The 12,619-nt window shown below is 72.1% G+C and carries 12 protein-coding genes; 6 read left to right on the top strand and 6 right to left on the bottom strand.

Annotated elements, in window-relative coordinates:
- Window positions 1-54: 54 nt before the first annotated feature.
- Entirely contained in the window at window positions 55-2,016 is a 1,962-nt protein-coding gene (locus ABZ374_RS16745) for a hypothetical protein (protein ID WP_360311512.1), read from the bottom strand.
- A 209-nt stretch (window positions 2,017-2,225) separates the two neighbouring features.
- Here ABZ374_RS16745 and ABZ374_RS16750 point away from each other — a divergent pair, with 209 nt between their 5' ends.
- From ABZ374_RS16750 to ABZ374_RS16760, 3 genes are all read left to right on the top strand, one after another.
- A complete protein-coding gene (locus ABZ374_RS16750; RefSeq protein ID WP_360311514.1) occupies window positions 2,226-2,771 on the top strand; it encodes a hypothetical protein in 546 nt (181 codons plus the stop codon).
- Window positions 2,772-2,871: 100 nt separating this feature from the next.
- Window positions 2,872-3,498 carry an ATP-dependent Clp protease proteolytic subunit gene (locus ABZ374_RS16755; protein ID WP_360311516.1) on the top strand — a complete coding sequence of 209 codons (627 nt, stop codon included), beginning with the start codon at window positions 2,872-2,874 and terminating at the stop codon, window positions 3,496-3,498.
- Window positions 3,498-4,085: an ATP-dependent Clp protease proteolytic subunit gene (locus tag ABZ374_RS16760; protein ID WP_360311518.1), complete on the top strand. Its 588-nt coding sequence runs from the start codon at window positions 3,498-3,500 to the stop codon at window positions 4,083-4,085. The genes ABZ374_RS16755 and ABZ374_RS16760 overlap by 1 nt, the downstream gene beginning before the upstream one ends.
- Before the next feature lie 42 nt (window positions 4,086-4,127).
- Here the strand turns inward: ABZ374_RS16760 and ABZ374_RS16765 are convergent, their stop codons facing one another.
- Window positions 4,128-4,625 (bottom strand): helix-turn-helix transcriptional regulator, encoded by a 498-nt coding sequence (locus ABZ374_RS16765; protein WP_360311520.1) that lies wholly within the window; start codon window positions 4,623-4,625, stop codon window positions 4,128-4,130.
- A gap of 186 nt (window positions 4,626-4,811) precedes the next feature.
- On the opposite strand from ABZ374_RS16765, the gene ABZ374_RS16770 reads away from it, so the two are divergent.
- Window positions 4,812-5,798, top strand: coding sequence for a right-handed parallel beta-helix repeat-containing protein (locus tag ABZ374_RS16770; protein WP_360311522.1), 987 nt, complete (start codon window positions 4,812-4,814; stop codon window positions 5,796-5,798).
- A gap of 81 nt (window positions 5,799-5,879) precedes the next feature.
- Here the strand turns inward: ABZ374_RS16770 and ABZ374_RS16775 are convergent, their stop codons facing one another.
- Genes ABZ374_RS16775 through ABZ374_RS16790 form a run of 4 tightly spaced genes read right to left on the bottom strand, consistent with a single transcriptional unit; the run spans window position 5,880 to window position 9,856 of the window.
- Window positions 5,880-7,121: an ABC transporter permease gene (locus ABZ374_RS16775; protein WP_360311524.1), complete on the bottom strand. Its 1,242-nt coding sequence runs from the start codon at window positions 7,119-7,121 to the stop codon at window positions 5,880-5,882.
- The gene (locus ABZ374_RS16780) at window positions 7,118-7,909 is read right to left on the bottom strand and encodes an ABC transporter ATP-binding protein (RefSeq protein WP_360311526.1); all 792 of its coding nucleotides are present in this window, start codon (window positions 7,907-7,909) and stop codon (window positions 7,118-7,120) included. Before ABZ374_RS16780 ends, ABZ374_RS16775 begins: the two co-directional genes overlap by 4 nt.
- Window positions 7,906-9,228, bottom strand: coding sequence for a hypothetical protein (locus tag ABZ374_RS16785; protein WP_360311528.1), 1,323 nt, complete (start codon window positions 9,226-9,228; stop codon window positions 7,906-7,908). The genes ABZ374_RS16780 and ABZ374_RS16785 overlap by 4 nt, the downstream gene beginning before the upstream one ends.
- Window positions 9,215-9,856, bottom strand: a complete 642-nt coding sequence (locus ABZ374_RS16790; protein ID WP_360311530.1) for a hypothetical protein — start codon at window positions 9,854-9,856, stop codon at window positions 9,215-9,217. The genes ABZ374_RS16785 and ABZ374_RS16790 overlap by 14 nt, the downstream gene beginning before the upstream one ends.
- A gap of 122 nt (window positions 9,857-9,978) precedes the next feature.
- Here ABZ374_RS16790 and ABZ374_RS16795 point away from each other — a divergent pair, with 122 nt between their 5' ends.
- Together ABZ374_RS16795 and ABZ374_RS16800 are read left to right on the top strand one after the other, a co-directional pair.
- Window positions 9,979-10,701 carry a response regulator transcription factor gene (locus ABZ374_RS16795; protein ID WP_360311532.1) on the top strand — a complete coding sequence of 241 codons (723 nt, stop codon included), beginning with the start codon at window positions 9,979-9,981 and terminating at the stop codon, window positions 10,699-10,701.
- On the top strand, window positions 10,691-12,619 hold the full coding sequence (locus tag ABZ374_RS16800) for an ATP-binding protein (protein ID WP_360311534.1): 1,929 nt from the start codon (window positions 10,691-10,693) through the stop codon (window positions 12,617-12,619). The genes ABZ374_RS16795 and ABZ374_RS16800 overlap by 11 nt, the downstream gene beginning before the upstream one ends.

Genomic DNA, 12,619 nt, shown 5'->3' on the forward strand with positions numbered 1-12,619 from the left:
AACGTCGGCGAGTCCACGGGTCTGCGAGTCGGCGCGCCGTCGTCGGGCGCGGCGTCAGGTGTCGGTGTCGGCCGCGTGCAGCAGCGAGCGCACCCGGCCGTCCGGGCCGAACCGGTATTGCAGGGCCCACTCGCAGAACTCGCGGGTCACCTCGTCCGGGTGGTCGCGCATGGCCTCCAGGAGTTCCTCGGACGCGTCCGTTCGCCCGGCCCGGCGATCCTGGGCGGTGAAGGTCAGCAGATAGGCCAGTGCGCGCGACACCGGGTAGTACCGCTCGTCGCCCCTGGTCAGGTCGCCGATGGCAAGTTCGCGCAGGATCACGGCCGTTCCGGTGCGGACGGTTTTGAGGTTGCCGCGATCCCGGGCACCGAAGCCGGCGCCGAAACAGTCGCCGATGGCGAACAGCACGGCGTGCAGCTCGGTGATCCGGGCGTCCGTCGGTCCGGCCGCCAGTGCGGCGTACGCCTCCTTGCCCGCCTGGACCAGGATCCGCGCCACGGTGTTGTCCCGGCGCTGGAGGAAGCCGATGGCGAACAGCGCCCGTACCCGCAACCAGGACTGTTCCTTCTCGTGTTCGAGCACATGTTCCAGCGCGTGCACGATCGCGCCGGTCCACCCGCCCGACAGCAGCGTGTCGACGGCCCGCCGCCGTTGCACCACGGCGTTTTGCAGGAGCAGGTGCAGGAACAGGGCCTTGGTGGGTTGCCGAATGCGCTCGGGGATCTCCTGCGAGTCCAGCGAATCGGCGGCGGCCCGCACGACGGCGAACCAGGATTCGTCCTCGGGGTCGGGGGTCGGCCACGTGTTGCAGACCGGCGTGCCGGCGTCGAGGACGGCTTCGAGGGTGGCCGCCGTCCAGCGCAGGCCCCCCGCCATTCGCGCACCCGCCGCCTGTGCCCGGAACCACCGCACCAACTCCCGCAGTTCGCTCTCGACCGCACCCACACAACGCGCCTGCGCGTCGTCGCTGCGGTGTAACGGGTTCTGCACGAGCGTGCGTTGCCACAGTCCCAGTGCGGCGGTTCCGCGTTCCCTGATCGTCGACCCCGGGTCGGTCGCGCGCGCGATCAGCAGCTCGCGCACCCAGTCGTCCTCGGGCGGTGACCACGATCGGGGAATCACCACGGCCAGTTCCAGGTCCAGCGAACGTCCCGGGCACACGCTCCGGCGCCGCAGTTCCTCGGCGTCGGTCAGCAACCGGATCACCCACCCCTTGAGATGCGAGCTGGAGCTGAGGTTGTCCTCGCACAGGTGGACCAGTTGGGTGAGCACCCGCCAGTGTCGAAAGCCCAGCGGCGAGGTGCGCAGGGCGTCGCCGATCAGGTCGCCGAGATCGGCGTCGTAGGCGTACTTGGTGAGGCTGCCCAGCAATACCAGTGCGTCGATGTTGCGTGGTGTGGGCGGGGCGCCGCCGATCAACGCGAGTCGTTCGGCGATCGCATGGATCTTCTTCTTGTACTTCTGCCGCAACTCCGAGGACGAACGTCTGGCGTGCTCGACCGGCATGAACAGGGACAGCAGGGCCGACGCCTGGACCAGCACGGCGAATTCGGTGTCCGCGTCGTCCTGCAGGATCTCCCACGTCCACCCGGCCGGCAGGTGTGCTGGCAGGTTGTCGTTGCGGGCGAGTCCGCGCAGCCGGATGCCGAGCGAGTTCAGGCCGCCCAGAGATTCGGTGTCGGGGGCCAGTGCGACCAGGGTCCGGTCCAGGTTGCGCAGCCAATCGCCGGTCAGCGCCACCGGTTCGCGACTCGTCGCCCGGCTCGGGGACACCGCGTTCGTGGTCGGGCCGCGCAGGCTGCCGGTGATCTTCGCCGGCGCGCTGCCCGTTCCACGCGCCACGGCGTTCTGTGAAATCCCGTACCGCTCCAGGCGGGCCAACTGGGCGGCGAGCGCGTAGCGCATCAACTGCCCCACGTCGTCGATGTCGTCGACGCGGTGCCGAATACGTTCGTCGCCGGGCCTGAGGGCGTCACGGTCGACACCCTCGACGGCGGTGCGCTCTCCGGGGTTCATTCCGAAACGCTAACAGCGCTGTTCGCGCTGCGCATCGCACCTGTCGGTATGCGTGCCCAGCCTGTTACCGGTTCGCATCGGACCCGTCCTGACCTGCATGAACGACTTCGCCCGGGCAGCGGGACGACCTTGTCGGGCGAGCGCGACGCCGCCCACGATGGGGATCGCAAGCCAATCCTCGGCACGACCCGACGCCCCCTTGGAGCGACATGCCCGAGATTTCCCCCGCCGCCGACCCGAGCGTCCCCCAGGTGGCGCACGCCCCCGGCGGGCAGCCGCAACCGGTCGACGAGCAGCCGCCGTTGGCCGCCCGCGGATCGCAATGGTCGGGCGCCCTCCACGCGTTCGGCTACATCGGCCTGGCCCGGTTGGCGCAGGCCGAGTTCGACCTCGACGGGGTCGTCGCCGCTCTCCCCCTGTACGCGGTGTCCGTGGCCGCCGCCGGGTCGACCGGCGCGCTCGCCCGTCGCCTCACCGACCGACTCGCCCGGCGCGGTGGCGCGTTCCCGCGCGCGTGCCGCGCGATCGTCGCGGTGCTCGCCGCGTGCGTCCCGCCCCCGACGGCGCTCCCGTGGCTCGCCCCGCAAACCCTGGTCGACGTCCCGACGTCGGTGGCGGGTCCGGGTCCGGGTCGTGGCCCGGTCGGCGAACCCCTCGGCGGCCGGCCTCCGGTCCCCGAACGGCACCCGGACGTCGTCCCGAGCCGCAGACACCACCTGCGGCGCCGCCGGTCCGCCCCGTCCGACGCACGCTGATCCGCACACGCGAATCCGCCCACAGCGGATCTGCCCACAGCGGATCCGCTCTGGGCAGATCCGCTGGGTGTCGTCGGGCCCGGCGGCGCAAGGTTGCACCATGAGCGATGACACGAAACCCCCGCTGTTCCAGGAACACATGCGGCGCGAGCTGTACGGGCAGCGCGTTCTGCTCCTCGACGGTCCGTTGGACGACGACAACGGCACGATGCTCACCACCCAACTGCTCGCCCTGGCGACCGAGGACCCCGCCGCGGACATCGCGTTGTGGATCCACTCGCCCGGCGGTTCGGTGCCCGCGATGCTCGCGATCCGCGACGTCATGCGGCTCGTCCCGTGCGACGTGTCCACCCTCGTCTTCGGCATCGCCTACAGCGCGGGCCAGTTCCTGCTCTCCTCGGGCGCACCGGGAAAGCGCCGGGCGCTGCCGCACTCGCGAGTGCTCATGCACCAGGGCTCGGCCGGCATTGGCGGGACCGCCGTCGACATCGAGTTGCAGGCCAACGACCTTCGGCACACCCGGGACACGGTGCTCGGTCTGATCGCGGAGGACACCGGCCAACCCATCGAACGCATCTTCGAGGACTCCCTGCACGACCGCTGGTACACCGCGCAGGAGGCCCTCGACTACGGCTTCATCGATGCGATCGTCCAGGAGTTCGACGAGATCGCCCCGCGCGGTGCTCGCCGAACCGCCAAGAGTGCCGGATTCCGGGGAGCCCTGTGATGAGTACCTACGCCATTCCGAACGTCATCACCCGCGACTCCCGCGGCGAACGCATCATGGACGTGTATTCGCACCTGCTCGCGGAGCGCGTCGTCTACCTGGGCACGGCCATCGACGCGGGTGTCGCCAACGCGCTCGTGGCCCAGTTGTTGTTCCTGGAGGCGGACAACCACGAGCAGGAGATCCAGTTCTACATCAACTGCGAGGGCGGCGACCCCAGCGCCATGCTGGCGGTGTACGACACGATGCGCTACGTGCGTTCGGAGATCGCCACCACGTGTGTCGGGCAGGCCGTCGCGGTGGGGGCCGTGCTGCTCGCCGCGGGCGCCCCCGGCAAGCGCGCCGCGCTGCCCCACGCCCGGGTCGTGCTGCACCAGCCCGCCGCGCAGGGACGCGGCACCATCCCGGACCTGATCCTGCAGGCGGACGAGGTGGTGCGGGTGCGCTCGGACATCGAACGGATCCTCTCCCGGCACACCGGCCAGAGCACGACCACCCTGCGGGCGGACACCGATCACGACCGGGTCTTCACCGCGACGGGGGCGCAGGAGTACGGACTCGTCGACGTCGTGCTCGAAGAGCGGTGACGCGCCCGGATCGGCGCGCCACCACCGCCTGCGATCGGGCGGTCAGGCCGCCAGGGCGAACACGGTGCGGCCGACCGCAGTCGAACGAGCCTCCGGGCGGCGGCTCTTCAGGTTCTCGCTGACCGCGAGGGTCAGATCGACCAGGGTGACGCCGAGGGCGCCGGCCATCGCCGCGATCATCTCGCTCGACGGTTCCTTGATACCGCGCTCCACCTCGGAGAGGTATTGCGGCGAAACGCCGGCGCGGCCCGCCGTCTCGACGAGCGTCTCGCCGCGGGCGTGGCGAAGCGAGCGCAGGCTCTCGCCGAGCAGATCCCGCCACAACGGCTCGCGACTCGGCGCGGCCGACCGGCTCGGTGCGGCCGATCGACTCGGCGCGGTCGACCGGCGCGATCCGGGCGCGAGCGCGGGATCGCGGGTCGGTACGGGGGTCGGCGCCACTGCGGGCACGGGCGCCGGGGCCGGTGCGGACGCGGAGGTCGGCGCGGCGTGCCGGTCGTCGTCGGTACGGGGCGAAAGCGGTGGGGCGGTCTCGGCCATGCCTCATGGTAGGCCGCCCCCCTCCCGCTTTCCCCCTTGTCCGCCCGCAGCGGAATCCGGTGCGGCGTCGAACCGGCGGGCACAGGTGACGGATAGGGAGATTGTTGGTCTAGACCTTTGTGCCCCCATGCCGCAGGCTGGATGCCACGTGCCCGTCCCGACCCCGCGTCGACGGAAGGCTCTCCCATGCGCATCCGCACCCTGTCACTCGCCCTGGTGACCACCGTGGCCGCCGCGCTCGCCTGCGCCCCGTTCGCCCGAGCCGAGGCAGGCCCCTCACCCGCGTCCGCGTCGGTCGTGCTCGTCTCCACGTCGGCGCAACTCAAGGCCGCACTGGGCGCGGCCGTCCCCGGCGACACCATTCGCCTCGCCGACGGCACCTACACGGGCAACTTCCAAACGACACGGGCCGGTCGCGCCGATGCCCGGATCACCCTGACCGGCTCGGCGAACGCGGTGCTGCGCACCAACACCGGCGGCGGCAACGCGCTGTACCTCAACGGCGCCTCCTACTGGACCGTGCGCGGCATCACCCTCACCCACGCCCAGAAGGGCATCATGATCGACGCCGCCCGCGGGGTGCTGGTCGACTCCGTCACGGTGCACGAACTCACGATGGAGGGCGTGCACTTCCGCAACTCCAGCAGCGACGGCGCGATCGTCGACTCGCGCATCCTGGACACCGGCCGGGACAACCGCGGGATGGGCGAGGGGGTGTACGTCGGCACCGCCAACAATCTTTCCGACCACAGCGACCGGGTACAGATCCTGCGCAACGTGATCGGCCCCGGGGTGCGCGGCGAGGGGGTGGACCTGAAGGAGGGCACCACCGGCGGCCGGGTCGCCGACAACACGTTCGACGGCACCGGCCTGACCGGCAACAACTACGACGACTCGTGGGTCGACGTGAAGGGCAACGGCTACCTGATCGAGCACAACACCGGCCGAAACACCACCAACAACGGCTTCGAGGTGCACACCCAGGCCCCGGGCTGGGGTTGTGGCACCGTCTTCCACGCGAACCACGCCGACCTGACCGGTGCGACCGGCCTCGACCGGCTCGCGATCCACGCCCCGGCGTACGGCGCCGGTTGCCCGATCACGGTCACCGCCGACAACGCGGTCACGGGAGGCAACGGCCTGGTCGATCCGGGCGTGCCGGTCACCCCGTGAGGGCGCCGGCCTCGCCGATCGGCCGGGGCCGCGCCCGACTTCCGAAGGCGGGGCACGGTCCCGGCTGCCGGGTGCGGCCGCTCAGGTGCCGGCCAGCGCCTGCGTCGGGGTCAGCCGGGACGCGCGGATCGAGGGGTGCACACCGGCGACCATGCCCACCAGGATCGCGCCGCCGAAGCCCGCGACGACGGAGGCCGGCGAGACCACCGCGGGCCAGTGTCGGAACCAGGCGTAGCCGAGGGTCGCGGCCACGCCCAGGGCGGTGCCGGCCAGGCCGCCGAGGGTGGACAGGGCGATGGACTCGGTGAGGAACTGGCCGCGGATCTGGCCACGATTGGCGCCCAGGGCGCGGCGCAGGCCGATCTCCTTTCGGCGTTCCAGGACCGAGATGAACATCGTGTTGGCCACTCCGATGCCACCGACCAGCAGGGCGACGCCGGCCAGCCCCAGGAACAGCGCGGAGAAGGTGTCCTCGGTCGCGCGCTTGGCGGCCAGCACGTCGGACGGGCGGCTGACCTGGACCAGACCGGGCAGCGCGGGGTGGACGGTCTGCGCCAGCACCGCGCGGACCGACTCGACGGCCGATTCGGCGGTGCGTACGTAGACGACGGTGGGATGGCCGTCGAAGCCCAGGTTCGTGCGCGCGGATTCCCAGCCGACCAGGACCGCACGATCGATGTCGGGGGCCAGCGGGGCGGGTGCGAGCACGCCGACGACGGTGAACCAGCGGTTGCCGATGATCACCTGGGGTGGCGCCTGACCCGGCGTCAACGTGTCGAAGCCGAGCCGGAGACCGGCCTCGTGGCCGAGTACGACGGTCGGGAAACGTTCGGTGACCGCGTCGAGGAAGCGCCCGGACCGCACCTTGCCGTGGATGGCGTCCAGGAGATTGGGTCGGCTCGCCAACACCGCGAGACCCGAGCTGTCGTTCGGGTCGACCCGGTCCGAACGGCGCACCAACGCATGGGTGTTCGCGACCGCGCTGGTAAGGGTGACCGGGCCGATCCGGGCGGCCATCGCGTCGGCGGCCTCGGGCAGCAGCACCGGGGGCTTCTGGTCCGGTTGCGGTTCGGCGCGCAGGGTGTCCGTGCCCAGCGCGGCGAGTTCGTTCATCAACGCCTTCTGGCTCGACGCCGGGATCCCGATCACGATGATCATCGTCGCGATGCCGATCGAGATGCCCAGGGCGGACAGCGCCGCGCGCATCCTGCGTGTGCGGATGCCGAGCAGGCCGAGCCACAGGATGTCGGCCGGAGCCAGCCGCACGGGTCGGGTCGGGTCGCTCGCGTCGGCGGCCCGCGCCGAGCGGGCCCGGCGGCTCACGGGCAACCGCCGAGACCCGCGACCGGCACGGGTGTCGTGGCGGCCGCGTAGTCGGCCCCCTCGTACGCCGCGAATCCCGCGGACGTCCCCCGCTCCTGCGGCACTTCGGTCGCCGGGCGCCCGCTGTCGGCGACCAGGCGGCCGTCGCGGATCTCCACTCGGCGCGGCAGCCCCGCGGCGATGTCCCGGTCGTGCGTGATGATCGCGATGGTGGCTCCCTCGTCGTTCAATCGATGCAACAACTCCAGCACCGCCTGCCCGTTGGCCGTGTCCAGGGCGCCGGTCGGCTCGTCGGCCAGGACCAGGGCGGGTGCGTTGACCAACGCCCGTGCGATCGCGACGCGTTGGCGCTCGCCGCCGGAGAGTTCGTGGGGCCGATGTCCGGCCCGGCCGGCCAGTCCGACCCGGCCGAGTGCCTCCATCGCGAGCGGCAGCCGACGGCGACGCGGAACTCCCCCGTACAGCAGCCCGGTTGCCACGTTCTCCGCGGCGGTGAGGCCGTCGGTGAGGTGGAACTGTTGGAACACGAAGCCGAGCAGGCGTCCGCGCAGTGCGGAGAGCCGGCGATCCGACAGCGCGCCGACGTCGTGACCCAGGATCGACACCGTGCCCCCGGTCGGGGTGTCCAACGTGCCCATCAGGTTGAGCAGGGTGGACTTGCCCGAGCCGGACGGGCCGACGATGCCCACGAGTTCGCCGGCGGCGATGGCGAGCGATACGTCGTCCAGGGCCTTGACGCCGCCCGGATACGCCTTGCTCGCGTGCACGACCTCCAGGACGGGGCTCACGACGTGGTCACCACCCGCGTGCCGGGCTCCAGGCCGCTGCCCTCGACCTCGACCATGCCCTTGACGAACAGGCCGGTCCTGACCGCGATCAGCCGGCCGGCGGGCAGTTGTACGGCGTACCCGCCCTCGCGCAGGGCGAGCAACGCGCCGATCGGCACCGTCAGGACACCCTTGCGGGTCTCGGAGACGAAGCGCACCCGGACGGCGGCGGCGTCGAGGTTCTTCACCGCGGCGGAATCGTCGAGGGTGACGGTCACCATCATCTTCGCCCCGCCGACATCCGTCGCGCCCTCGACGGCGTCCTTGCGCTCGGTGCTGCGGCCGATCGCGGACACGGTGCCGGCGGCCTCGGTGTTGTCCGGGAGTACGACCGTCACCGAGGTGTCCACCGCGATCGAGCCGATGTCGGTGGCGGCAACGGGCACACCGACCGCCTTGGCGGTCGGCGTTACGGTCATCACCGGCGCGCCGGACGGGTCGTCACCGAGCCCGGCGGACAGCGCGCCCACCCGGATCTCGCCGGACAGCACGGTGACATCGCCGACCTCCAGGACCCCGGTCTGCGCGGCCCCGAGTGCCTTCTGCCACTTCTTGACCGCCGCGGACAGCGCGGGCGTCCAGGTCGCCTCGCCCGCCGGCAGGCCGGCGGGTTGGCTGCCGACGTCGTAGCCGAGAGCCTTGAGGTTGTCCGCGACCATCCGCACGTCGCGGCCCTGCGGGGGCTTGGCGACGTCCTTCTTGCCGGTGTCCGTCCTGCCGGTGTCCTGCTTGGCGCCGCCCTGTCCGGAGGCGGACTGCTTGGGATCGGACTGCTTGGGGTCCGTCTGCCCGGTATCGGCCTTCCCGGCATCCGACTTCCCGGCATCCGACTTGCCGTCCGTGCCGCCACTCGCCGTGTCCCCGGCCGCCCTGCCCAGCACGCGGAACATCGGGGTCGCCCCGTAGAAGAGTGAGACCGGTCGATCGTCGAGGCGATACAGCGCCTTGCCGCGGGTGATCGTTTCCCCGCTCTTGGGCAGCCACGTCACGATGCCCTTGCGGCCGGCCTTGAGCGGCTGTTCGGTCCCGAAGCCCAGCGTGCCCGGCAGATCGCGGGCATCCGACAGGTCGGTCCTGGTCACCGCGGCCGTCGCGACGCCCGCCGACTGCTTCGCGGCATCCGACGATCCGCCGCCGCGAGCGGTGACGGCGAACGCGGCGCCCGCGCCCAGGACCAGCACCACGACGACGACCGGGACGATCCGCCGCCCCCGCCCCCGCGCGCGCCGCGGCTCGCGCAATTCGACGGTGCCGGCGCCGTCCCGGTCAGCGCTTGCCACCGAACGCCTCCATCTTGCAGTCCCGTTCGACCTTGCGCTGCTGCTCGAAGCTCAACGTGGAATCGCCCGTGTAGGTCCATCCGTCGGAGACGACCTTGACCTTCAGACCCCTCGCGTTCATGCACTTGACCCACTCGCGCATGTCGTCGTCGTACTTCGGGTTCTGCTTGGGGTCCATCTCCGGGACCATCTCCGGCAACTTGATCTCGCACTCCTTGAACTCGCGCGCGAACCTCTTGGTGCGCGCGATCTCGCCCTCCACCGAGCCGGTCTGCCGGATGTCCACGCCCTTGTCGACCAGACACGCCTCGTAGGTGTTCCACATGCGCTTCTCCTCCTCCTCCGACATGTCCAGCCGGCGCTTCGGTCGGCCGGCGGTCGACGGCTGGGACGCGTCGGCTTTCGTGGCGGGCGGCGCGGCGGCCCGGCCGCCGGGCGTACCGGGCGCGGCCGGCCGGTCCTTGGCCGCCGCGTCGGCCGTGGGCAGCGAGGCGACCTGGGACGAGGACTTCCCGGAGTCGTCGGCGCCGCATGCCGTCAGCACGAGCAGAGCGGCCAGCGCGACGCCGGACAGGCCGGCCGAACGGCTGCGGCGGGCGGACGGGAGGAACGGATGCATTCGAGGCATGGCCGTGATGTTGCCGCCCGGATGTCAGGAACCTGTCAGGTCGCGGTCAGGACCGCATCGGAACCGGGACGACCTGGGCCCGATGGCGATCCGACCAGGTCGGGGCACCTAGCATCGGCGTCATGTGCGCGCACGTGTTGGTGGCCGAGGACGACGAGAAGCAGGCCGGACTGATCCGCCTCTACCTGGAGCGTGAGGGGCACCTGGTCACCGTCGTGCACGACGGACGGGACGCGCTGGACGCGGCCCGCACGAAGCGGCCCGACCTGCTGATCCTGGACGTGATGATGCCGCGCGTCGACGGTCTGGACGTCACGCGCATCCTGCGCCGGGAGAGCGAGCTGCCGATCCTGATGCTCACCGCGCGCTCGACCGAGGACGACCTGCTGCTCGGTCTGGACCTGGGGGCGGACGACTACCTGACCAAGCCGTACAGCCCGCGCGAGCTGATGGCCCGGGTGCGCACGCTGCTGCGCCGCAGCGGGCGCCCGACCGGTCCGCCCGACCCGGTCCTGCGGGTCGGCGCGCTCTCGGTGGACCCGGTGCGCCACGAGGTGACCGTGGACGGGCGCCGGGTGGACTGCACGCCCGGCGAGTTCCGGATCCTGGAGGCGCTGGTCACCGAGCCCGGTCGGGTGTACAGCCGGCAACAGTTGCTCGAACAGGCGCACGGGTTCGACCGGTACGTGACCACCCGCACGGTCGACGTGCACGTCATGAACCTGCGCCGCAAGATCGAGACCGACCCGCGACGCCCGGTGTATCTGGTGACGGTGTTCGGCGTCGGCTACAAGATCGGCGAGCCGAGCGTGCCCGCCCGCAGGGAGCACGACGGTGGCGCGTAGGGTCCCGCTGCACCGGAGTCTGCTCGTCCGGCTGCTCGCCTCCTCGATCCTGGTCGCGGCGTGCGCGGTGGCGGCCACCGCGTGGCTGGCCGCGCAGACCACCGAGGGGGCCATCCGCGAGGGCCAGAGCCGGGTCCTGGCCGACGACACCCGGATCTACCGCACCTTGTCGACCTACGCGGCGACCCACGCGCAGTGGACCGGTATCGACCCGATCCTGCGCGAGTTGTCCCGGGACACCGGCCGCCGGATCGCGCTGACCACCCGCGAGGGCGCGCCGATCGCCGACTCGGACGCGGGACGGGGGTCGCCACCGGCGTTCCGCCGCCCGTCGGCCGTCGTGGACCCGCTCGCGGTCGACGCGACCCTGGTGCCCACCACCGGATCCGACCGGATCGACCCGGAGGCGGTGGGGCCCTTCCGGCTCACCGACGCCGAACGGGCGCAGTCGCGCCGGGAGGCCGACACGGCGCTGCGGTGCCTGCGTACGGCGGGCCGCTCCGGCGACCTCACCCAGCGGCCGAACGGGCGCTCGGTCGTCACGATCGTGGGCGAGCCCGACACGGCCGGCGACGCCACCGGCCCCGGCGTGCTCCCGACGGAGCCGGGTCCGCTCCCCATGCCCGCGAGCGCGGCGGGCTCGGCCGGCCCGCAGTCCCCGAGCGTGACGTCCGATGCCGCCGGCGATCGTCCGGGCGGCGCCGGCCGGGCCTCGAACAACGCCGTCGCCCAGTCGTGCGGTCTCGACCGACCGACCGTGCCGACCGCGACCGAGCACAAGGCGCTGGACGAACTCAACGGCCTGTTCGCGGCCTGCCTGACCCGCAAGCGCATCGCGCCGCTCACCCTCGGCATCGACCTGACCTGGGACAAGGACGCCTCGCCCGTGGTCGCCCGGGACGTCGCCGCGTGCGTGGACACCGCCCGCCGCGAGCAGCTCACCCCCTACGTGGTGCCCGCGACGCTGCTGTTCGTGGGCGACCACGACGGCTCCACCGCCCCGGTGTTCGACCTGAGCCGAGCCGACACCGTACGCATCGCCGGCGTCGCCGCGTTGATCCTGCTGCTCACCGCGGCGGTTACCGGCGTGGTCGCCGCCCGGCTGATCCGGCCGTTGACCGCACTCACCGACGCGGCCCTGCGGATGCGCGACGGTGACGACGCGACGCGGGTGGACCTGCCCGCGAACCACGAGATCGGCCGGCTCGCGGAGGCGTTCAACGACATGTCCGAGCATCGGCTCCGGCTGGAGGAGCAGCGCAAGGAGATGGTCGGCGACGTGGCGCACGAGTTGCGCACGCCGCTGAGCAACATCCGCGGCTGGCTGGAGGCGGTCGAGGACGGGGTCGCGGTGCCGGACCGGGCGTTGACCTCCTCGCTGTTGGAGGAGGCGTTGTTGCTGCAACACGTGATCGACGATCTCCAGGACCTCGCCGAGGCCGACGCGGGTCGGCTCGGTCTGCGGCCGGAGTCGGTGTCGCCGCACGAGGTCGCCGAGCAGGTGGTGGCGGCGCATCTGGCCCGGGCCGGCACGCAGGGCGTGGAACTGGTCCTGCGCGCCGACACCGACCTGCGGATGTCGGCCGATCCGGTCCGGCTGCGCCAGATGGTGGGCAACCTGGTGTCCAACGCGGTGCGGCACACCCCGGACGGCGGGACGGTGACCGTGCACGCCTACCGGGACGGGTCGGAGATCGTGTTCGAGGTGAGCGACACCGGCACCGGCATCGCGGCGGCGGACCTGCCGCACGTCTTCGACCGGTTCTGGCGGGCGGACAAGTCGCGCAACCGGCGCACCGGCGGCAGCGGGCTCGGCCTGGCGATCGTGCATCGGCTGGCGCGGGCGCACGGCGGTTCGGTCACGGTGCGCAGCACGCCCGGTGTGGGTTCGGTGTTCGCCATCCGCCTGCCGCGTTGA

It is taken from the genome of Embleya sp. NPDC005971 (genome assembly GCF_040629175.1).
Lineage (GTDB): Bacteria > Actinomycetota > Actinomycetes > Streptomycetales > Streptomycetaceae > Embleya.